This is a genomic window from Enterococcus sp. DIV0840, from assembly GCF_050527835.1.
Lineage (GTDB): Bacteria > Bacillota > Bacilli > Lactobacillales > Enterococcaceae > Enterococcus_L > Enterococcus_L ureasiticus.
Genome location: NZ_CP172876.1, coordinates 2,019,256 through 2,042,641 on the forward strand (window position 1 = coordinate 2,019,256; position 23,386 = coordinate 2,042,641).

Here is a 23,386-nt window from a genome sequence, read left to right on the forward strand (position 1 = left end):
TATTTGCTTTCATTTTAATTCATTTTTTCAATAATTTCTTCTTTATCCATATCAATAATGATTCCAGCAGACAATAATACTAGCAATACCTGATCGACTTGTTTCTCTGTAGCTTGAGCTAGCGCTTTTCGATATAAATTCAATTGACCTCTATAACGCTGAATGATTTTTTTGATTTCTTGTGTATTTTCAATATCTTGAACAAAATCAGTCTTGTAATCATAAAGAATGCAGTTTTCATCTTGTTCAACGTATCCATCGATCATTCCGTGGATCAATAAATCGTCTTGTGTCTCTTTTGGATAATCTTTGATTAGTCGTTCAGCTTTCAACAACATCGAAAATGGTTGTTCCCGAATAACTTTTGCTGGATTTTCTAGCAAAAGTTGCCCTAAACTTGTACGATAGAAAGATAGAACTTGATTGATATTGATTTGTTTCGCTACATTTTCTTGTATGATTTTTGTTTGAACTAGTTCTTCAATCAGTTGAAGAATACTGTCTTTGGTCGGTTCTTTATTCAAGTCTAAAAGCTGCAATAAATAATGTGTTGCTGTTCCGATTTCCACCGCAGATGGTTTCCGAATGGTTTCAATAAATCTGGGTTTTCCTAGCTCCCCTTCACTCATCCGGTGAATGATCATCGGTGTTGTTTGAATTGTATTTTTTTCATCTACTTCGATTTTAGCGATTTCTTTATTGTCTGGGTCTTCGAATACACGCTTGATTTCAGACACTGATTGGTAATTCGTCGTTTTAGTAGAAAGTTGATAGGGATACTCATAATTTAAACGACGCAGACCTTTTTCTCTGGCTTTTGGATCACTATTTCCAGTATGTTCTTCTTTTATGAAACTTGTATCAACAAATTGAAGTGCTGCAAACTGTTCTTGTATCGCTTTTTCTGTCATAAAAGAAACGGTAAACCCTGCTGAATGTTGTGTGATTCCTGCAATTTTCTCAGTTAAAAATTCAGTTTGAAATTCAGCCATTTTTTGATGACGAACCAAACTCATCCCTACCCAGTTCATCAAGCTACTTTTACCCTGCAGGCGATTTTCACTTGGCAAGACTTTTGTCTGAACATCTCCGACCTTTAGCCATTCTTTAAAAGCCGCATCTTGATTGTTGTATGAACCCACTAAATAAAGTTTTTGCTCAGCTCTAGTCAATGCAACATATAATTTTCGCATTTCTTCTGAAAGTAATTTTTTCAATTTTACCTGTTTAATCGCCAAAAATGGTAAAGTTTCATTGAGCATTCGATCTGTTTGATCAAGATAACGAATCCCCACACCTAAGCGATCATCAAAGATATAGCGTTCGTTCAAGTCTCCAAGATTAAACTCTTTGGTCATGTCTAAAATGAAAACTACTGGGAATTCTAAGCCTTTACTAGCATGAATTGTCATAACACGAACTGCATTCTCTTCGCTCAAAATTACAGGTTCAGCTAAATCCTTATCTTTTTCCTGCATTTTTTCAATAAAACGAACAAATTGAAATAACCCTCGGAAGCTTGTTTGTTCGTAACTGGCTGCTCGGTCGACTAATGCAAATAGGTTCGCTTGTCTTTGTTTCCCCGCAGGCATTCCTCCTACATAATCTAAATACGCAGTATCTTGATAAATTTGCCAAATGAGTGTCGCTAATTGATTTCTTCTAGCAATTTCTCGCCATTGTTCCAACCAGTTAGCAAATTTTGTAGTTTTTTCTTTCAATGATTGCTGATCTGAATCGCTAGCTTCGTTTTGGTTAAACATTAAAAATGCTTCATAATATGAACTTTTTTTAGCTGCCAAACGGATTGTCACTAATTCATTTTCTTTCAAGCCTACAATTGGTGAACGCAAGACAGCCGCTAGTGGAATATCTTGATAAGGATTGTCGATGATCTGTAAAAGTGCCACCATTGTTTGGATTTCTGTTGCTTGGAAATAATTTTGGGCATCATTCACTTGAATCGGAATTCCAGCTAATTTGAATATTTCTAAAATCGTCAAATTATTTTTCTTAGTTGGCGTCAATAGCACAATATCCTTATAGGTAAGAGGGCGATTTTCTTTCGTTGATTTGTCATAAATCAAAAATTTCTTATCAATCAACTCTCTAATTTTCAGTGCCGTCATATGCAATTCGCCTTCAGTTTTATCTTCTAAAATCAATTGAGAATCATCTAGGTTAAGCATTTCTTCCAACTGCTCTGATTTTTTTTCGTAAATCAGCAATTCCGTGTCATAATTTTCAGCTTCAGCGAACTGGTCGAATCCATGAACAAGTTGTGCAGCCTCATCGTATGCAATTTGACCGACACGTTCATCCATTAATTGTTCAAAAACTAAATTAGTAAAATCTAAGACATTTTTTCTAGAACGGAAATTTTCAGCTAAAACGATTCGTTTTCCCTCTTTATTTTGACCATATTGATTGTATTTTTCAATAAATAATGTTGGATCAGCTAAACGAAAAGAATAAATAGATTGTTTGACATCCCCCACCATAAACAAGTTACCTTCTTCGGCTGTAGGTCTTCTTAGCCAATATAGAATCGTCTCCTGCAATCGATTGATATCTTGGTATTCATCAACTAACACTTCATCAAACTTCTCTCGATAATAGTTGGAAGCTTCAGTAGCAAACCAATCCCCAGATTCTTTTTTTGCTAAAATCGCTAAAGTGAAATGCTCTAAATCATTGAAATCAACTAAGCCTTTTCGTAGTTTTTGTTTGCTGTAAGTATCTATGAATGCTTTTCCTACTTTAGCCATCTCTTGAACAAGTGGCTGGGATTGCTCTAAGATCTCCTTCATTTGTTCAGGTGATAAAGTGAAAAGATTACTTAGAATATCGTTTATAGCTTTTTTATTTTGTTCTCGCAAGTTCTTGGCTTGAGCGGAAATCTCTTTCAACTCCTCCATACGCACGGTAGGATAGCGCTCAAAGGTGACTGTTTTAGAAATTTCAAATGCTGATTCTACGTCATCATCAGCTAGTTGACTGGTAAAGGTTTCAACGAATTCTTTTTCATTTTTAGCAAGAGTTGCGATTTTTTCTAACTTTTCTTCCCCTTCTGTCATACGAATCATCTCTTCATAACGATTCACACAGCGCAACAGATTTTCCATAAGCTGAGGTTTCAAATAATCTTGAAATAATGCTGAGTCTCCTAACGGTCCATCTACGCGGTAGCTATCAGCTAAGTGAGCCAGCCATTCTTCAGGATCCGGATTAGCTTGGGCAAATTCGTATAGTGAAAAAACCAATCTAGTCAGACCCTCATCACTACGATCATTAGAAAAATTACTCGTCAGTTGGTAAAATGATTCTTCATTTTCAGCATAGAATTTTTCTCTAAGTTCATCCCAAACATCTTCTTTTAAAAGCAGCATCTCTGTTTCATCTGTCAACAAACGAAACACAGGATCCATTTCGATCAAATAATAAAAACGTCGAATTACTGTTAAACAAAAAGCATGTAAGGTACTGATATTCGCAGTAGGAAGCAACGTCAACTGTCTGATAAAATGCTGTTTTTTCTCTTGCTCACTTTCATTGGTGATTGCCTTTTGCAAAGCAATTTGAATTCTTTCCTTCATTTCTTTTGCTGCGGCTTCTGTATACGTCACGATCAACAATCGATCGATATCAACACCACTTTTAAGTTTTTCGATGACTCTACGAACAAGGACCGTGGTTTTTCCAGAACCAGCAGAAGCTGAAACTAAAATATTCTCGTCTCCGTCAAAAACTGCTTGCCATTGATTATCAGTAAATTGTTCATTTTCTGGACGTAAAGGAATTGTCTTACTCATCAATCGTTCCTCCTTCCTGCTCATTTTCGATCAAACGATCCATAACTTCTTTTTTCGATAATGTTTCAATACGATTGTAATTATTTTCTTTTAGCATAACATCAAAGTTACAGACACTTCTAAATGGGCAAAAACGACAAGCGATGCGTTCTTTTCCTTGATAAGCTGGATTTAACTCGATTTCACCGCTAGTTACCTTATTACCAGCCTCGATAAATTTACTACGGTTATGGGTTAATAAAGCGTCTAGCTCAGGTTCTGTCACAAATTTATCTTCTTGACGACGACCTGGTTTGATAATTTCTTTGGCTGACTCTTCGATTGGGAAAATCAAAGAACTTTGTTTAGCCTGCAAACTTTTATCCAAATTCCCAAGTAAGACTGGATCGTTCAATAACAAACCATCAAATTGGAATTTCTTCAAAAGCTGCTGCTCTTTTTTATCCTCAGTTTCATAGGGAAGAATCGGGTTGTGAACATGCAGATATAAAGAGCCAGCAGGTTTAGCTGGCTGCCCCACCAAATTCACAGCATCCATCAATGCGACATCTAAGTAGGTCAGCATCTGCATAGCTAGCCCATAATAAGCTTCTGTAATGTTGAATTTCTTGTGACTCGATTTGTAATCAACGACACCTAAGTATAAAGCGTCTGGAGTTACTAGTTGATCTAAACGATCAATTTTCCCTCTAACACTGATATTACCACCATTTTGAAGTGGCAATTCTAATCCCTTGATCCCTTTTTGACTAGCAATCTGACCAAATAAAACTTCTGTTTGAACAGTCGTAATTCCACTACGTTCGCTCTGACGTTTCAATGCCCAGCTCACTTTTTTAATCGTCTGCCCAAGCTGATAACGAATATAATTCATCCGGCTGGATGTGTCGAGAATCGAAAATTTTATCTCACCGAAGACAGTATTCAAAATTTGTTCTGTAAATTCGCTAACTTCTCGATCGGTCAGCTCAGATAGTTGTTTCTTTTGCATGATCAATAGTTTAAAGAACTGATCCAACGCCTCATGGAAAAAGTCCCCTGTTGCAGCTGGTGATAAACCAAAAACATCTCTTTCTTTTAAGCCTAAGCCAAAGCGTGTGAAATATTGATATTGACAACGATAGAAACTTTCCATCCTTGAGACAGATGTGTAAATATTCTTAGTATATAATTCATCTGCTAGATGTTCTTGTAGGTTTTCTGGTAAGTTTTGGTGTCCAAGGCTTTCAAAAACGTGACGAGCAAGTGCTGCTTGAGAATGTTTCATTAATTCACGTTCCAACACTAGCCAAAAAGGCAAAATTCCTTCTTGAGTTTCCTTTTTCTGACGTTTTAGATTCGTTAAATCACTGATCAATGTTCGGTAAGTCCCGACATGTTCTAGGCTGACTTGTTCATCATCTAAAATTGTAAGTGCATTTCTTTGCTGCATCTGCAAGCCTAAATCATTTTGAATATTAGTTAAATAAGTAGATACTTTGACATCTTTAGCGGTATCTTTCACGCTTGGATAAGAAAAATATAAGCGTTCAGTAGCCGAAGCAAATAGAATATACGCGTTAAATGGTTCCTTCGCGATACTTTTTCTCGTGTCATTCAACAAAAATTGTCCATCATCTAAATGACCATTAACGAATTGTCTTTCCTCATCTGAAAGTAACGTTTTATTATCGAATTTTTGTGGTAAAACTTGATCCGTCAAACCAATTGCAAACACAATTTTAGCTTGTCCTGGGCGAGCTAAATCGATTGAACGAACTTGTACTTGATCAATTGCCGTCGGTACTTTATTGTAACGTAACCCTTCTAGACCACTCGAAAAAATCTCTTCAAATGCAACTAGGTCAAAAGATTCATTCCCGTAAATCGTTACATACTCATCTAATAAAGTCATCAAAGCTTCCCAAGTTTGTTCATGATTACGAGCGTCTTCTAATTGACCGCTCTCAATTGCTTGATTGCGCCACATCATCAATTGCTTTTCGACGCCATTATTCACCAAAAAACGATAAAAATAGTCAGCCGCTTCAATTCCTGTTTGTGCTTTTTGAATTTGTTTAAAAAAGGCTGGCACTGTTTGTTGGATCATATTTCGTACCGCATTCGAATCTTTTTCGATCAACTCAGTATCATCTTGCTGCTCCGCTTCAAAATCATAACGGATAAAATGCCAATCCTTATTTGTCTCCCAATGATAGCCTTCATATCCGTAAGCTAAAACAACATTTTCCGCCACGTCGATTTTGCGACGCCATTCATTTCGTTGAATTTGCCATTCTTCAACTGAGACTTGGTCTTCGATTGGAAAGAATAATTCTGTTCTTAAAAAACGCAATACATCTCGATAACGATAATGATAGGCATTAATTGCAAATAAAGACTGAATAAACTCAACTAAAGGATGCTGTTCCATCGCCATATCACGATCCAAGTAGACGGGAATCTCATGCATCGAAAATAACGGTTCGATCATAGCTTCATAACTATCCAGTTCTCGTGTCAGCAATTGAATATCTTTATACCGATAATTTTCTTCTACGACTAATCTTCTGATTTCTTTTGCAATGTGATTGATTTCTTCCTTAGGATTTTCTGCACACCAAAATTGCAGATGATCATCCGTGATTCTTTGTTTGCCTTTTTTAGGATGACTTTCTTGCGCCTCAACCCAATATTTTTCAAGAGTTTGAAGACTGTTATTTGCAATCAAGACTTTATTTTTTTCCACGTAGTCAGGTAAAATCGCCACATTAGCGTTTCTAGCTAATTGATATAACTTATGATAGGTCGTACCTGTTTCATAAAATAAATTCATCAACGACGGCAGTTCGTTCGGATATTTTTTATCCAATACTAAAGAAATTTTGACCTCACCACCGTGACGCATCAATGTCTCTATCAATTTCAATTCTCTTGCAGAAAAATTATGATACCCATCGATCACGAATAAAACATTGCTCAGGTCTTTTGTTTCTAGATATTCCGTCAAATAATTAAGAATCTCTGCAGATTTGATTCCATATTGTGTCATCGTTTCTTCAAATTTTGAAAAAACTAATTTGATGTCTTGAATTTTTAATTGTAAATCCTGTTCCTTACTATCTGAATTTGGTTCCGATAAGTGCCCAAATAACTCGTCTAAATCAACGTTTCCTTCTTTCATTTCCTGATACAGGTCAAATAACTGTTGGATAAATCCAGATTTATTGACTTCTCCACGAAAGACTTTCAACGATTCCTCATTTTCTGACAAAATTTTTCTAAAAACCATCGCAGCTCCAGCCTCGGAAAGAACCTCTGAACCATAATATTGTGTATGTTGTAAAAAGTACCAAGCCAAACGATAAAAACTAAACACTTGAAAGCGCATTGTTGCAATCGAATCACTATGGTTCTCTTGTATATTTTTTATTCGTTTGAGTGCATTGATCTCTTGCTCAAATTTCATGTGGTTTGGTACTAAATAAAAAACTTCGTGTGAATCATCTTTCGACAACCACTTTACGGAAGCTTGTAAAAGAGCTTCTTCTAAATCCAGATCGGCAGTTCCGCGGATAAATTGTAGACTCATTCTGTCACATCCTTTATAAGTGTTTCATGTCTTTAGTTTATCATAAATCGAGCTTGAATACGGCTTTTACTATCTAACAAAAAAAGCCTCTTAATTAAAAGAGAGCTTTCTTGTATTGTCGTTAATGAGACCTACTTTTTAAATCGTTCCAAAACGATCCAGCGGCCACAAGACAAATTTAACGTCACCTAGTATTTTGTCTTTGTTGATGAAACCAATCATTCGTCCATCTTTTGAATTCCGACGATTATCACCCATTACAAAATATTCGCCTTCTGGAACTTTTTTCTCACCAGTAACCTCGCTCAACGTGAAATCAATTGTCAAGGGCAAGCCATCTGTAACTTCTCCTTTGAATTCATCAAGGTAAGGTTCTTTGACTTCTTTATCATTGATATATAAAACATCATTTTTATATTCAATCGTATCACCCGGCAAACCGATCACTCGCTTGATGTAATTCTTCTTGGGTTCATCTGGTGCTGGAAATGTCACAATATCAAAACGCTTGATTTGTGTATTTTTTAGTGCAATCACTCGCTCACCATCTGCTAAAGTCGGATCCATCGAATGCCCTTTGACAACAACTGGTGTGAAAACAAATTGTCTTAGCAAAAATAAAAATGCTGCTAAACCAACAAAAAATAATATTGTATGTAATAACTCTTTAGACTTCAAATTCATTCCTCCAAAAAACTTACTTTCTACATTTTACCACAGACAATCAAAATTCTACAGAATTCTTTTCTTCTTAGACAAACTTTTAAGTCATTACTTAATAATTTAAGTATTACTTACCTGTTAAATAAACAAAAATTTAAATCTGAGGAAATTCATTTCGATATTGTCGTATTTTTAAAGCGACTAAGCGCTTAAATCAATTCACTTTTTCTTTCTAATCAGTCATCACGTCCGATCTATTTCCTAATTCTCCCTAAAATCCAATTAAGTTTGATAATAATAAAACATAATTATGAATATGCAAGAAAAATAGATGACTGTACACGAAACATTTGATAAACTGAAGAAGATATACGAATGATAAGGAGGATCACCATCATGTTTATCTCATTTGGCATGTTTATTGGTTTAATCATATTAACAATCATTATGATTGTATTGATTATTTATTTAACATTTACAGGTGGTAATCATAAATCGCGACATGATAATACCCAGCAAGTAGAAGCTGCTGCTAAAGAGAGGTTGGCTCAAAATAATTTGGCTATGTCAAATCAGTCGAATGACTTAAATCAGAGTGAAACAACTCATCATGACGATTTTAAGCAAAAACCTGAAATAGAGAATCATTATTATCAGGAACCAACATCTGAGGAAATTATTGAAGACGACTCACTGCAAGTTCTTCCTTATCCCAAAGATGATGAATTCAAATAAAGAAAAACGCACAAAACTCAATTGTAGTTTTGTGTCTTTTTATTTAGTTTGAAGTGAATGATCCAGAATAAATCTCGGTATTATAAAAATAAATAATTGCAGTTATATGTGATACTATCCAAAAAGTTTGACTTTAATTTGTTCTGTTTCTATAATTTGGGAAAAACAGAAAAAGGATCGATGAAATGGACCTCCTATTAAACGAAAAAAGCACAAAAAAAATAGAGCTTTTCACTGAATTGTTATATAGAGAAAATGAAGAAATATCTTTTTCTTATTTAGAATACTTCCTAGATGTTTCTTTAAGTACACTAAAACGCTATTTCGATGAACTATCACTGGATATTAAAAGTAGTAACAATCTTAATGGTATCCTGTTAGAAAAAAAGGTTGGCGGTTATCTTATCAAGAATCATTCTGATCACAATACAGATTATCTCTCAATACGGTTACGTCTAAATTACTTGGAGGACTCGCTACAATTCAAGATTTTTTTGAGCTTCTATTAAATCATTACGATACAGTTGAAGAGTTAGCAGAAAAATTGTATGTTAGTCCCTCTCACCTTTATAAAAATATCACTGCTCTAAACGCTGAGTTAAAACGGTTTCCTTTAAAAATCATATTTCACCCAACAACAAATTTTCAGGGAAAAGAAAAATATATAAGAATGTTAAATTTTTATTTTTTTTGGAATACCTACCGAGGGATAACTTGGACATTCGACTTAGAGAATATGAACCGATTTTCTGCTTGTGTTGATTTTACTGAATTAAAGAAAAACTATTCCGAATCCGTCATTAAACGCCTGGAATTTATGACTGGTCTGTTTATGGTCAGACAAGAAAAGCACCCTGTTCGTTTACCAAAAAAAATCAAAGAATTATCCAAAAATTTTACAACCATAGATGATGTTTCCAAACTTGTTGAACCGTTTCTTGCATCAGAGGATGAACTTTTATTTTTCAATTTAATTTCCAGATGCTATATTTCCGAAATCGATAGCTTAGAAGATAAAATTAGGCTTTACGAATCATTCCCAAGAACACTAATTTTAATCAAAGATTGTGATTTGTTAGTTGAAGAATATGAAAAGTACTTTTATCCAAATCGTTCTATGAGAAAAGACCAAAAAGCTATTATCTTCTACTATGTCCTTATTGGACTGATTCAAATAACGTACTTTTCAATCAGTCCTGTTCAGTTTTTCAGAGCATCTTTTACCCAAAAATCACAAAGCTCATTATCTTTTAAGGAAAACCCAAAAGTTCAACAATTTTACAAAAATTTTCGAGAAGCAAATCCAGATTTTGCTTTTCCTGCTTCCTATGATCGCGGAATGCTTGTCTTGTTAACCGTTTTAACAGAAACATTTTTGGTTCCCTCTATTTCTGTCTATATTCAATACTCTAGAAATAATTTAGGAATGGTTTATATTAAAAATAGGCTACATACTATTTTCAATCCTAAAACATTACATTTTACTGATACCATTGAAAACGCCGAGCTGGTAATTACTGACTGCTTTGAATCTAGAACCACGCAAAAGGATCAGAAAGTTTTTTATGTTTCAGATGTTTATGATGAAACGACTTGGTTTGAATTGTTTTCTTGCCTCCAGACTTTTTTGTTCAAACCAGAATAAACCCTATCAAAAATACCGCTAACAGAAGTCAAAAACTCCTATTAGCGGTATTTTTATATAAAAATCAACGAAATAAAATTATGTTACAAACGTGCGTTCAATTCTTTCGCTAAGTCTTCAAAACCAGGTTTACCAAGTAATGCAAACATATTTTTCTTATATGCTTCCACACCTTCTTGGTCAAATGGATTAACACCATTCAAGTAACCTGAAATTCCTACAGCAATTTCAAAAAAGTACATTACATATCCTAATGAATGAGCATCCATCGCTGGAATTTTAACGATCATATTAGGCACTCCACCATCTGTATGAGCTAGTAAAGTCCCTTCAAAGGCTTTTGTATTTACAAAATCAATTTCTTTTCCTTGTAAATAGCCTAATCCATCTAAATCTTCAGCAAGTTCAGGGATAGAAACAATATGACGTGGTGTATCAACTTTAACAACTGTTTCAAATAAGTTACGCATGCCATCTTGAACATATTGACCCATTGAATGCAAATCAGTAGAGAAGTCTGCTGCTGCTGGGAAAATACCTTTTTGATCTTTACCTTCTGATTCACCGAAAAGTTGTTTCCACCACTCAGAGAAATAATGCATTCCTGGTTCATAATTGATCAACATTTCTGTTGTTTTACCTTTGCGGTATAAGATATTTCTTAACGCAGCATATTGATAAGCTTGATTTTTACTTAGATCAGTAGTTCTAGCATATTCTTTACGCGCATCATTGGCACCTGTCATCAAAGCATCGATATCGCCACCGCTAACTGCGATCGGTAATAAACCAACTGGCGTTAGCACAGTGAAACGTCCACCAACATCATCAGGAATCACAAATGTTTCCCAACCCTCTGCATCTGCTTCCACTTTAACAGCACCTTTAGCGCGGTCAGTTGTTGCATAGATACGTTTGTTTGCTTCATCTTTGCCATATTTTTTGATCAATAATTCTTTAAATACTCTAAATGCGATTGCAGGCTCTGTCGTTGTACCAGATTTAGAAATCACATTTACTGAGAAGTCACGATCACCAATAACATTGATCAAATCAGCTAAATAAGTTGAGCTGATACTGTTTCCAGCAAAGAAAACCTGTGGTGCTTTTCTTTCGTCTGCTGGTAATAAATTATTAAATGAATGATGTAAAAATTCAATTGCCGCTCTTGCACCTAAGTAAGAACCACCGATACCGATCACAACTAAAACTTCAGAATCAGATTGAATTTTTTCAGCCGCTTTTTTGATGCGGGCAAATTCGTCTTTATCATAATTTTCTGGTAGATCGATCCAGCCAGTAAAATCACTTCCAGCTCCAGTTCCTTCTCTTAATGCTTTGTCTACTGCAGTCACTTGTGTCTGCATGTATTCCAATTCATGATCAGCAACAAATGGTGTCAAATTGGAATAATCAAATTGAATGTGTGACATTCCTTCTCCTCCTTGAAATTAAACTTAATACACTAACTACTTTACGTTCTTTTTATGCTTTTTTCAAGCAAATTATGACTGTCTGTACCAATTTTATTTTAAATCAGTTAAAAAGACTTGTTTATTCCACAAATCAAAACATTATTTTAATGTATCTACTCCTCTATAAGATAAAGCATCAGAAAAAAATGAAGAATGAATAGGATAAAACGCATCACTATCATTCTCCATTCCTTCTATTTTCGGACTAGACCAAACCTTGACTTAACATAGCTCGCGCCACTTTTTCAAAGCCTGCAACATTTGCCCCTAAGACAAAATTATTTGCAGCATCATATTTGTTTGCTGTATCACGACATGTTTCGTAAATATTTTTCATAATATCATCCAGCATACCATCAACTTTTTCAAACGACCAAGATAATCGCTCTGAATTTTGACTCATTTCTAACGCAGAAACTGCTACACCACCGGCATTTGCCGCTTTCCCCGGACAATATAACACACCCGCTTTGTCAAGTACTGATACCGCTTCTAAAGTACAAGGCATATTGGCACCTTCAGCCACGACTTTTCCGCCATTTTTTACTAAAAGTTCAGCTTGCGTTTCATTGATCTCATTTTGAGTAGCACAAGGTAACGCAATATCATAAGCAACTTCAAAGTCCCAAACAGATTGCCCATCATAATACGTAGCATCTGAATGAGTTTCTACATATTTAGAAATACGCTCACGATTTTTTTCTTTTAATTCTTTAACTAATTCAACATCGATACCATTGGGATCGTAAATAAATCCATTTGAATCAGAACAAGTTAGAACAGTGGCACCTAATTCTTTCGCTTTTTCCATTGCGTAGATTGATACATTTCCGCTCCCAGAAACAACGACTTTTTTTCCTGCAAATGAGTCATTTGAGTCATTCAATAGATGTTTAACGAAGTAAACACAGCCATATCCTGTAGCTTCGGTTCTTGCTTCACTACCCCAGTAGCCTAAAGGTTTACCAGTTAGAACACCTGCATCATAATTTCTCAAACGTTTATACATACCGAATAAGTAACCAATCTCTCTTGCACCAACACCAATATCTCCTGCTGGTACATCTGTGCTTGGCCCAATATGTTTTTGTAATTCTGTCATGAAACTTTGACAAAAACGCATGACTTCAGCATCTGATTTTCCTTTAGGATCAAAATCACTTCCGCCTTTACCACCACCAATTGGTAGACCAGTTAGGCTATTTTTAAAGATTTGTTCAAATGCTAAAAATTTCATCACACTTAAATTCACGCTAGGGTGAAAACGTAAGCCGCCCTTGTAAGGACCAATCGCAGAATTATACTGCACACGGTACCCACGGTTGACTTGCCAGTTCCCCTGATCATCTTGCCAAGGAACTCTAAATTGTAAAATTCTCTCTGGCTCAATCAAGACACCTAAAATATTAGCTTCAATGAATGCCGGATTTTCTTTTAAAAAGACCTCAACCGTTGGTAAAAATTCGTCAACTGCCTGCAAGTATTCAACTTGCCCTCGATCGTTTTCATGAATCTTTTTTTGAATCTCTTCCACGTACTGTTTTGCTTCCATTTAATCACCCTCTCATCGTTATAATCCTATTTTAACCTAAATTCTGAAAATTTCCACATTTTTTTACCACGAATTGCAAAAAAAGTAGAAAAAGTTTTGAAAATTGTGTTAAACTACCATTGAATTGGAGGAGAATTTATGAAATCATTCGACGTCATTGTTGTCGGCGCAGGTACTAGTGGCATGATGGCCGCTATCGCAGCAGCTAAAGCCGGTAGTAATACTTTATTAATAGAAAAAAACAAACGTGTAGGTAAAAAACTCTTACTAACTGGCGGTGGTCGCTGTAATGTAACGAACAATGGTCCAGCAGATGAAATTATTGCACATATTCCTGGGAATGGAAAGTTTTTATATAGCGCTTTTTCGCAATTTAACAATTACGATATTATGGAGTTCTTCGAATCAAACGGAACCCATTTAAAAGAGGAAGATCATGGCCGAATGTTTCCTGTCACAGATCGTTCAAAAACAATTGTTGAAACATTATTTAACCAATTAGAACAACTTGGTGTAACAATCTATACAGAGGCAAAAGTTGAAAAAATCTTGCATAGAGACGATCAAGTCATCGGTGTTGCACTAGAACATGATAAAATTTATGCTCCTTGTGTCATTTTGACAACCGGTGGTCGGACCTATCCTTCTACTGGCTCAACTGGAGATGGGTATAAATTAGCTAAAAGATTAGGTCACACCATCAGTCCTTTGTACGCAACTGAATCTCCAATAATTTCTAATGACGATTTTATTAAAGAAAAAACGTTACAAGGTCTTTCACTTCAGGATGTTTCTCTTTCGGTTTTAAATAGTAAAGGAAAAATAATCGTGGAACATCAGATGGATCTTCTTTTTACTCATTTTGGTATATCTGGTCCAGCTGCTTTAAGATGTTCAAGCTTTATTAATCAAGAATTAGTTGAAAATGGGCAAAATCCTGTTACTTTACAATTGGATATTTTTCCTCAAAAAACCGCATTGGAGCTAAAAAACGAGATACAAAGAAAACTTTTAGATCAACCTGAAAAAACGCTGAAAAACTCTTTGAAAAATCTTATTCCGGAACGGTTACTTGAATTCATCTTAAACAAAACTACTCTTTCTGAGCACCAATCAAAACAAGTTTCGGACCAACAAATCGATCAGCTCGCCGATCAATTAAAGTCTTTTAAATTCACTGCTGAAAAAACATTGCCTATCGAAAAGTCTTTTGTGACTGGCGGTGGTATTTCATTAAAAGAAGTCCAACCAAAAACGATGGAGAGCAAATTGGTCAACGGTTTATTCTTTGCTGGGGAATTACTTGATATCAACGGCTATACTGGTGGCTATAACGTTACAGCAGCCTTTGTAACAGGACATGTTGCTGGAACACACGCTGCTAGTGTGGCAGAGTATACTTACCTACCTCCATTAGATCAAAATTAAGGAGATTTTTTTGCTATATTAAAGAAGACTCTGCAATAAAATCATGCAGAGTCTTCTTTAATTTTGCTATTTTTCATCGTCTTTCTGAAAAAACTACGACTTTAGAAGGATAAAAAATCTATAATAAATCAGTCTTTTGTTTGATTCTTTAATCTTCTAATTATGTGAAAATATTATTAGGAGGTGGTTATGATGAAAATCAATTTAAAAAGACAAACAACATGGGGATGCGTTCGTCATTTCATCATATATAAAAATGGTGTAAAACAAGGAAAATTGTTTAATAATATTACAACTGAAATAGACGTAGCCGTCGGTGATACACTTGAATTTAGAGAAGGTCTTTTTCGTTTTTCTCAAAAAATAAATATAACTTCACAAACCAAAGAAATCGTGATCTCAAATACGCATCAAATCAAACGCTTATTTTCATTGTTTATTATTTTGTTCTTAGCAATTTCTTTACTTAGTCTTTCCATTGCTTCTTTAAAAATATTTTTATTTACTGAGATTTCTGCCTTTATCCTTTTAAATCATCTATTTCGTTATCGTTCATATAATTTTGACATTGAACCTATAGATCCATTATTACATACTATTTCTGGGTTTGAGGTTTCCTAACTATAAAAGCTGTATAAATTCATTGCGAATTTATACGGCTTTTTTTCACATCATTTTAAATAACCCAGAGTGTTAGATTTCTTTTTTAGAAAATGAAGTATCCAGAATATAACCAATCGAACGAATCGTTTTGACTTGTACTGGTGAGTTTTTTAAATCAGCAAATTTCTTTCTCACGTGAGACACTAGATTACACACACGATTTTTCTGAACCTCACCAGTACTTTTAGCCCAAACTCCTTTGTATATATCTTCATAGGTTACTGTTTGGTTTTTTTTTCCATACAAAATTGTCAACACCAAAAATTCTTGTCTCGTTAAATCAATTTCTTGTTTTTTATTAACTAAAACACATGATTTTTCTGGTATTATTTCAAATGAAGATTCTGTATTTTTTTTCTTACTTATCTCTTTTTTTATTCTTTTCAAAATATTTTTTACGATTTGATTTGTCAAATTAAGCTAGACAATTGTCTTTCATTTATGTAACTCAAAAATACTTCTAATGGTGTTCGATAATTTAAAGATTTCCTTGGTATGTGATTTCTTTTAGAGGCGACAGCCGCAACAAAAGCTTGGTCAACTTGATTAAAATCCATTGTTTTAGGCAGCCCATCTTTACGTAATAACCCATTCGAATGCTCATTTAATCCGCGTTGTGAGGGGGTTCCAGGGTCTGCAAAATAGATAGAAATATCATTGACATTACTCATGTTTTTCCAATTTGAAAATTCTTTTCCACAATCAAAGGTCACGGATTTGAACAAATTTCTGGGAATCTTTTGTAGCCAATCAGTTGTCGCTTTTTCAATATCCAATGCTTTCCGACCATTTGGTTTTAATGTAATAATCACTTTTGAAAGGCGTTCAACTAGAGTGATGATGGCACTTTTATGATAAACGCCAACAATTGTGTCCCCTTCTAAATGCCCAAATTCCTGTTGGAAATCAGGGTAGTCAGTGGATCGTTCTGAAATATTGCGTTTAAATGCTTGCTTTCCGCGACGTTCTTTATGCCCGTTGGGCTTTCGTTTCCCTTTCATTGGTAGTTTTGAGCAATCAAATTGATTTGCTTTAAACTGACGATAAAGTGTTCTAACAGAGCATGAAATAGGAAACTCAGCTCGACCAATAATCACATCAGGTGTCCACCCTTGAGCCACCATAGTTTGAAGGTAATCATGCTGTTCTGTAGGCAAACTAATGGGTTGTCGACCACAACGCGTTTTATTTTCTTTATATTGTTGGTAATAGTCACAGATAGATTTTCCTTGTTTTAGGAAGTTGTAAACATTGTAGATTGTCTGTCTAGAACGATTTAAAGTCTTAGAAACCATCGTAACAGGTTGGCTCATATTGAAATAAGCTTCTATCATCACGAGTTCATTTGATGTAAGATGAGTATAGGTCATTTGTCTTCACTCCTTATAATTCTTTGGTCGGAACTATTTTGAGTGTAGCACAAATGACTTATTTAGTTGTCTAGCTTAATTTTACTATCGGCGCGATCAAATCTAATTCATCTGCTTCTTCTGTGAAGATACCATCTGCTCCCAATTTTAAATAAACCATTCGGGAAGTAAAGACCATTTGATCTTCATCTGCTAAAATAAGGATATAAATGTCAGAAACTTTTCTTATCTCTAACAACCATTCACATATATTTGTAAAATTTAATTCGGTACTTTCTTCTATTATAAGAACGTCTAATCCATCTATATCATTTAAGTCAAATTCTTCGATTAATTTAAGTGAGCATTGTGGGTCTGAATCCAAAGTTTTATAATAATTATTTTGAGGTGCTCTTAATGAAAAATAACCAATGTTGTACATATCACATTTCTCCTACATATTAAATTTGTTAATGTTCAATAAATTTTCTTATATATCAATTTTTATTTCTATTCACGTTTTTAGTCTTTCGTTTTTTGTCACTTTTTTTCCTTTTTCTTTTAGCTGCCTCGGCTTTTAATCTTTTTCTTTTACGTCTTCTTCTTTTGCTAACATACTGGCTCAATCCAAATGTTATCAGCATCAATACTACGACTCCTGCTGCACCACCTATAATGTACCATTTTGTATAATCCACTTTTAATTCAACTGCTTTGTCATTCAATTCTTTGGCGTCTTTTTGACTGATTTCAAAGTCTTTAGACCATTTCCATTCTTCTGACTCACTGGAAACATTCATGTGCATTGTATACTTTCCTGCTTTGAATTCCTGATTTTCCCAACTTGTTCCAAAGTTAAAATTAGAATTAGGTGCCATACGGACTCCTGTTTTTTTCTGTTCAAATAATGGCTCTTTGCTACCTTTTTTAGTTACTCGAACATCGACCTCCATATCTTGAATGATTACAGGTTTTGTATTTTGAATATTCGTCTTTAAAACATTTCTATAATTGACCTGTGAAGGTTGTATTTTCCCTAGTTTTAAATCTGGCTTAATAACAGTGTCATTTTGTCTAATCAACACACCTATCGCAAAAGCAAATCGATTTTTGATCTGTACTCCTGCGTTTTCTTTATCTGCCTTCCCTTTATCTTCTTTTTCAGTAAAATGAAGTCCGCCCAAAATCACACCATCTAATTCCTCATCTGGCATTGTCACTTTTATTTTCAATGTTTTTGAACTTTTTGCTGGAATCGTTGTTTCTTTTTCTACTTCACTAATGACGGAAAAAGGAGCTCTAAGGGTTGCATCCAATTTAGGATCTGAATTACTGTAATCAACGATTCCATTATCATTTGTAATTGCTGTATTAGCATGATTTTCTACGGTTACTTCTTTTTCTAAAGGATTATTCATTAGAACGTCTAATTCTTGAACTTGACCAGGTTTCATCTTCAAATCAAAATAAGTTTTTGTTTTGTCTATTTGATTTTCAGGAATAACTGCTGTTACAGAAAAATTCATAGTTCCATCCTGAGCTGAAACATTCACCGGAATAAATCCTATCATTATAATCAAAACTAAAAGTGTCACTATGCGCTTATTCATTATTCATTTCTCCCAACTTGCATATGTTTGAATTTACATTATTTCTTATGTACGAATGAGTCATTGCAACGACAGAATATTTCTGTTGCTGCAATGACCAGTTAAATTGATCTTTTTAATTGTCCGCTGGAGGCGTTGTTGGTGTAGTTGAAAGAGTCCAAGTAATGGTTGATTTGTATTCTTCATTAGGATCTTTCTTTGGTCCGGTTTTGCTTCGATTAGGGTTTGTGGTTCTGAAGTTAATTTTATATTTGTCTTAAGTGTTTCAGGCTTAAAATCTTTACCATCAACAGGTTTAACAGGACTAGAAAATTCTGACTCTCCTAATGTTAACGTAGCTTTTAAATCTGCTTTCGTATCTACCTTAGTCCCCATAAAGGGAGTAGCGGAAACGGTTAACTGCCATCCTTCATTTGTACCACGGTTATCTGTTACTTACACATAATGAGGAACATATTTACTTTGAAGCGGATCAGTCAATTTTCCATTTCCATCTAATACATTGACTTTCAGATATAGTGGGTGATAATCGGATGCATTACCAGACATTGTAACTGCACCAAATTTAAAGTTTGGTGCAAAATCAACCCTTAACGGTCCTTTAGTTCCGGTCGAGCCCTCACCCGGATCTGGTTTAATGCCATTACCACCAGGGTTAGTCGGATCGATTGTATCCCCTCCGTTATCAGCGTCTTGCGATTCTGATTTAAATTTTACAGTTGCATCAGTAGTCGGTGCTGCAATTTGATCAGCAAAAACTGGTGAAGCTCCCCCTAAAATAAACGTACTCAACAATAATGCAGAAGTGATTGTTGTTGTCTTTTTCATCATTACTTTCCTCTTTCTTTTTTCTGTTGCTCTGTTATTTTCTAGCTTTATGGTGCTTCCTCTAGACTAACATCAGACTTTTCTGGTCCATCGACTAATGTCCAGGTTAGTACAGTTTTATAAGCTACATTCGTTAATTTTGCGGTAGCTCCAGGAATTGTTAGTGAAACACTTTTCGCTGCTTGCTCATCTGTATCTCCTAAAGCGTAGTACCAAGTCCCCATACCTTTCCCGATCGTCGCATTCACAACTGTCACGGCCGCAGCACCTGGAGTAAGCTTTTGCTTGATACCTAGTGGAGCAAACTCATTACTCTTTTGCGCAGATTTTAAAGTAGGATTATCAAAAGCTAATTCAGCACCCGTAAGCTCAGAAACTTTATTATCGGTATCTTTTGCTTGAAATTGAGAATCTTGTTTAAGTTGTAACTGCCAACCAGCGTTCGATCCGCGATTATCTGTAACTTGAACATAGTTTGGTACTTTTTTTGGTACAGAAATATCTTTTAGTTTAATCTCTGCTAATTTTGCATAGTAAGTTGCTTTGTTCCCTGAAACCTTAACCGGACCGAAATTAATTTTTGTAATATAATCAATCGTCAAAGGTCCGACCATTCCAGTAGCACCCTCACCTGGTTTTTCAATTTCTTCACCACCGGGGCCAGTTGGCGGTGTTATTTCCGTGTCATTTTGTTCGAATGAAATTTCTGCTTCGGATTTTATTGGATCTTTAATCGTCACTTGAGATTTCTCTTCGTTGCTATCCTCCACTGTTTCAGTAAATGTTGCTGGAGCCCCTAGTAAAAAACTTGCCCCTGTTAATAACCCCGTAGCAGTAAGTATTGCGTTCTTTTTTGATATCATGTTTTTTCTCCTTTTAATTTTTAGATTGGTGTATCAATTAACTCCCAAGTCAAGGATGTAGTATAGTTACCTTTCTTCTTTGGAGTTATCCCAGGAACACTGACTTGTATGCTTGTTTTGCTTTCTTCTTCATTTTCTCCAAACATTACCAACCAAGTTCCTTTACCAGTTCTTTCTGTAGACCTAGCGATTTCCGTTGGCTCTCCACCTTCTGGATCAAGACGTACACTTCTTGTAGCGATTGGACTACCTCCGTTATCTGGAGAAAATAGTGTAAGATTGTTTAACGATATCTCGGCACCTTTTAATGAGTGTGTACCATTTTTAAGCTGTCCGTTTTGTTTGATCGTCAAACGCCATCCAGAATTTTTGCCTCGATTGTCTGTTAATTGAAGGAAATTTGGCACCATCTCTTCAGAATCGTTTTTTTTCACCCTCGTTAATTTCGCATAATAAATATCATTTTTCTGTGATCCATCATGTTCCCCAAAAATAACATGAGGTGCAAAATCAACACTCAGCGGACCTGATGTTCCCGGTTGAACAGGTATTGGTGAAATAATCTCTGTTGTCTCCCCAGGATTATTCGGATCTATTGGAGATGTAATATCAGTATTTTCTGTATAGGAAATTTCTGCTTCTGATTTATTTCCTGTCGTTACATCTGCAAAAACTTCCTTCATCTCAATACTAGTTCCTCCTAGCAGGAGTGACATAAAAACAATAAACTTTCTTAGGTTTTTCTTCATTTCCACTCCCCTTTAACTATGATCCATTCTCAATCACCCACATTATCAAGATAGAGTATTCTTTATCTTAACGGGCACTTCCTGGTAAAACATTCAGATTCATTTCTATGTCTCAGCTAAACTAAGTTCTTACCTAATTTATCAGACTCGCGAAGAAGTCCTAAAACTGAGCAATTTTTCATTTATCTTCTTGTCTTTTTAATGCAGTATAGATTTTAAAACTGAGTAACACGAACCCGGCAATCAAAATAAAAAAACCTAATAGTAAATACACATTATTATTGGTAGAGCCAGCCTTTGGCAAGAAACTGCTACTGCTGGATTTTACTGGTTTCTCACTCTTTGTTTCTGGGTATTGTGTCTTAACGTTCGATATACTTGTACTACTTTCAGACGATGTATTTGTTGTATTATCAGAAGTCATACTTGTACTTTGAGTATTGCCAGATGCTACATCATTATTAAAGGTTAAACCAATTTCAGTATCGTAGTTGACAGCTTTAACCTCTTCAGAAAATTGAATCAAAGATAAAACAACAAAAGCTATACCAAAGAAAATAAAGATTTTGTGTTTCATAGTCCCCTCCTTTTTATTCCCTGTTCTCCTTTTTTTATTTTAAAATAATATTTTTCGTGCATTTAACAAATATTATTTAAATATGTAAAATAAATTTCCATAAGATCCAATTAAATTATTTTTTCTTTCGTGTTACTTTATTATCATAAAACATAAAGATTTTTTTTGAAAATCCAAAACTGAACACATTTCAGTTCTTTTTTAGATAAAATAACATAAAAATACAACTATATGCCTATTTTTAAGAGAAAAAAAGATTTAATATAACAAATATAAAACAAATAATAATGATTCATACTCTCGCTTCATTGACTTTGTTTTTTTTCTACTCTATAATTCCACGGAAAACTACTAAATAAAGGATGTACATGAATGGAATTTTTTTTAAATGATAAAAACAAGAAAAAATTAGAACTTTTTAAAGAACTGATCTTTAAAGATGGTGGAAAAGTTTCTTTCACTTACCTCCAAGATTATTTAGATATTTCTTTAAGTACTTTAAAGCTTTATTTTAATGAGTTGGAAGCTGATATTCAAAAAAACGATGATTTAAAAATGATTGTTTTCGAAAAAAGCACTGGAGGATTTCAAGTAAATAATCACTCTGAATTTAAAATTGACTATCTAGTCGTTCATTTAAGACTTCATTACTTGAATGAATCGTTACAGTTTAAAATTATTTCCAGCATTTTAAGTAAAAGTTACTTAACTGCTGATGAACTAGCCGATGATTTATTTGTAAGCATTCCGTATCTATATAAACAAATAAATGTTTTTAACGAGCAACTAAAAAGCTTTCATATAAAAGTAGTTTTTCATTCAAATGAAAATTTATGCGGTGAAGAAAAACATTTTAGAATGTTTTGTTTTTATTTTTATTGGAATGCTTATCGAGGGATCATTATTCCTTTTGAATCAGAACTTAGCTGTGTTTTTACCTGCCCAGATATAATAGATAGTTTGGAGAGACGTTATTCATCTTCTGTCATTAAACGTATCAAATTAATGCTCGGCATCACTATTATGAGACAATATAAATACCCCGTGCAGCTACCTATGGAAATAAAAAATATACTAAAACCTTTAGAAATTACTACTGAAATTTCAATATTAGTTAAGCGATACTTTCTCTCAGAAGAAGAGCACTTATTTTTTAATTTGATGCTTCGAAGTTTCATCTCAGATATTGATTCTTCAGAAGAAAAAATCAGCCTTTTCAACCTTTTTCCAAGATCCTCCTCTTTAGTTTTCTCAAGTGAATTGTTAGTTAACGAATATGAAAGAAATTTTTACCCATCTACGACTATGACTCCTACACAAAAAGCCAGCATTTTTTATTATGTTCTTATTGGGATCGTTCATTCTACTTTTTTTGAAATCAATCCAATGTACTTTTTCAGACAAGCAATGATCAGCCAACAAGACAATACCCAGTTTCTAAAAAAATATTTAAAAAGACATCCAAAAAATTATCGTTTTTATAAGAAATTCAGAAAAAATCATCCTGAATTTACAATAGATCCCGCCTTTAATTTTGGAATTTGTATGTTGCTGACAATTTTTACCGATATGTTTTTAATCCCCAAAGTCTCTATTTATATACAGTACACTAGTAATAATTATGGTACTATTTTTATAAAGAATAGGCTTTTAACCTTTTTCAATTCTGAATCAATCAATTTTACAAATCAAATAGATGAAGCTGATATTGCCATTGTAGATAATTTTGAATTTCACAAAAAAAGAGATGGACAAACTTTTTTCTTTGTCAACAGTTTTTTGGAAGAGCGGATGTGGCTTGAATTAATCATTGTTATTCAAAAGTTTTTATTAAACAGTAATTAATTTGCAGCGGGAGATTACTTT

17 protein-coding genes and 2 pseudogenes are annotated in these 23,386 nt (G+C 34.4%); 6 read left to right on the forward strand and 13 right to left on the reverse strand.

Annotation, left to right across the window (positions count from 1 at the left end; translation table 11 throughout):
* Window positions 1–14: 14 nt before the first annotated feature.
* From addA to lepB, 3 genes are all read right to left on the reverse strand, one after another.
* Window positions 15–3,812 carry a helicase-exonuclease AddAB subunit AddA gene (gene addA, locus IGL98_RS09640; protein WP_206911642.1) on the reverse strand — a complete coding sequence of 1,266 codons (3,798 nt, stop codon included), beginning with the start codon at window positions 3,810–3,812 and terminating at the stop codon, window positions 15–17.
* Complete coding sequence (locus IGL98_RS09645; protein ID WP_206845084.1) at window positions 3,805–7,383, reverse strand: PD-(D/E)XK nuclease family protein; 3,579 nt, start codon at window positions 7,381–7,383, stop codon at window positions 3,805–3,807. The genes addA and IGL98_RS09645 overlap by 8 nt, the downstream gene beginning before the upstream one ends.
* A 138-nt stretch (window positions 7,384–7,521) precedes the next feature.
* A complete protein-coding gene (gene lepB / locus IGL98_RS09650; protein ID WP_206845087.1) occupies window positions 7,522–8,067 on the reverse strand; it encodes a signal peptidase I in 546 nt (181 codons plus the stop codon).
* A 375-nt stretch (window positions 8,068–8,442) separates the two neighbouring features.
* On the opposite strand from lepB, the gene IGL98_RS09655 reads away from it, so the two are divergent.
* The 3 genes and pseudogenes from IGL98_RS09655 (at window position 8,443) to IGL98_RS09665 (ending at window position 10,426) form a co-directional block, all read left to right on the forward strand.
* Window positions 8,443–8,781 (forward strand): hypothetical protein, encoded by a 339-nt coding sequence (locus tag IGL98_RS09655; protein WP_206845088.1) that lies wholly within the window; start codon window positions 8,443–8,445, stop codon window positions 8,779–8,781.
* Window positions 8,782–9,262: 481 nt separating this feature from the next.
* Window positions 9,263–9,412: pseudogene (locus IGL98_RS09660) on the forward strand (helix-turn-helix domain-containing protein); the annotation flags it as partial.
* 105 nt (window positions 9,413–9,517) lie between these two features.
* Window positions 9,518–10,426, forward strand: coding sequence for a hypothetical protein (locus tag IGL98_RS09665; RefSeq protein ID WP_242590097.1), 909 nt, complete (start codon window positions 9,518–9,520; stop codon window positions 10,424–10,426).
* Window positions 10,427–10,509: 83 nt separating this feature from the next.
* Here IGL98_RS09665 and IGL98_RS09670 read toward each other — a convergent pair whose 3' ends face one another.
* Entirely contained in the window at window positions 10,510–11,859 is a 1,350-nt protein-coding gene (locus IGL98_RS09670; protein WP_206911643.1) for a glucose-6-phosphate isomerase, read from the reverse strand.
* Between the two features lie 247 nt (window positions 11,860–12,106).
* Window positions 12,107–13,453 carry an NADP-specific glutamate dehydrogenase gene (gene gdhA / locus IGL98_RS09675; protein WP_206845096.1) on the reverse strand — a complete coding sequence of 449 codons (1,347 nt, stop codon included), beginning with the start codon at window positions 13,451–13,453 and terminating at the stop codon, window positions 12,107–12,109.
* Window positions 13,454–13,591: 138 nt separating this feature from the next.
* On the opposite strand from gdhA, the gene IGL98_RS09680 reads away from it, so the two are divergent.
* Both IGL98_RS09680 and IGL98_RS09685 read left to right on the forward strand, forming a co-directional pair.
* Window positions 13,592–14,881 carry an NAD(P)/FAD-dependent oxidoreductase gene (locus IGL98_RS09680; protein WP_206911644.1) on the forward strand — a complete coding sequence of 430 codons (1,290 nt, stop codon included), beginning with the start codon at window positions 13,592–13,594 and terminating at the stop codon, window positions 14,879–14,881.
* A 192-nt stretch (window positions 14,882–15,073) separates the two neighbouring features.
* Window positions 15,074–15,502 (forward strand): hypothetical protein, encoded by a 429-nt coding sequence (locus tag IGL98_RS09685; RefSeq protein WP_206845101.1) that lies wholly within the window; start codon window positions 15,074–15,076, stop codon window positions 15,500–15,502.
* A 72-nt stretch (window positions 15,503–15,574) separates the two neighbouring features.
* Here the strand turns inward: IGL98_RS09685 and IGL98_RS09690 are convergent, their stop codons facing one another.
* From IGL98_RS09690 to IGL98_RS09725, 8 genes and pseudogenes are all read right to left on the reverse strand, one after another.
* Window positions 15,575–15,931, reverse strand: coding sequence for a winged helix-turn-helix domain-containing protein (locus IGL98_RS09690; RefSeq protein ID WP_339099585.1), 357 nt, complete (start codon window positions 15,929–15,931; stop codon window positions 15,575–15,577).
* A gap of 23 nt (window positions 15,932–15,954) precedes the next feature.
* Complete coding sequence (locus IGL98_RS09695; RefSeq protein WP_206912045.1) at window positions 15,955–16,914, reverse strand: IS30 family transposase; 960 nt, start codon at window positions 16,912–16,914, stop codon at window positions 15,955–15,957.
* 70 nt (window positions 16,915–16,984) lie between these two features.
* A complete protein-coding gene (locus IGL98_RS09700; RefSeq protein WP_339099584.1) occupies window positions 16,985–17,335 on the reverse strand; it encodes a hypothetical protein in 351 nt (116 codons plus the stop codon).
* Window positions 17,336–17,390: 55 nt separating this feature from the next.
* On the reverse strand, window positions 17,391–18,503 hold the full coding sequence (locus IGL98_RS09705; protein WP_206911331.1) for a DUF916 and DUF3324 domain-containing protein: 1,113 nt from the start codon (window positions 18,501–18,503) through the stop codon (window positions 17,391–17,393).
* A gap of 60 nt (window positions 18,504–18,563) precedes the next feature.
* Window positions 18,564–19,334, reverse strand: a pseudogene (locus IGL98_RS09710) (WxL domain-containing protein).
* Between the two features lie 44 nt (window positions 19,335–19,378).
* A complete protein-coding gene (locus IGL98_RS09715; protein WP_206911332.1) occupies window positions 19,379–20,194 on the reverse strand; it encodes a WxL domain-containing protein in 816 nt (271 codons plus the stop codon).
* 20 nt (window positions 20,195–20,214) lie between these two features.
* Window positions 20,215–20,943: a WxL domain-containing protein gene (locus tag IGL98_RS09720; protein WP_206911333.1), complete on the reverse strand. Its 729-nt coding sequence runs from the start codon at window positions 20,941–20,943 to the stop codon at window positions 20,215–20,217.
* 178 nt (window positions 20,944–21,121) lie between these two features.
* Window positions 21,122–21,520: an LPXTG cell wall anchor domain-containing protein gene (locus tag IGL98_RS09725; protein ID WP_206911334.1), complete on the reverse strand. Its 399-nt coding sequence runs from the start codon at window positions 21,518–21,520 to the stop codon at window positions 21,122–21,124.
* A gap of 372 nt (window positions 21,521–21,892) precedes the next feature.
* Between IGL98_RS09725 and IGL98_RS09730 the strand changes: the two genes are divergently transcribed.
* On the forward strand, window positions 21,893–23,365 hold the full coding sequence (locus IGL98_RS09730; protein ID WP_206911335.1) for a helix-turn-helix domain-containing protein: 1,473 nt from the start codon (window positions 21,893–21,895) through the stop codon (window positions 23,363–23,365).
* Window positions 23,366–23,386 lie beyond the last annotated feature (21 nt).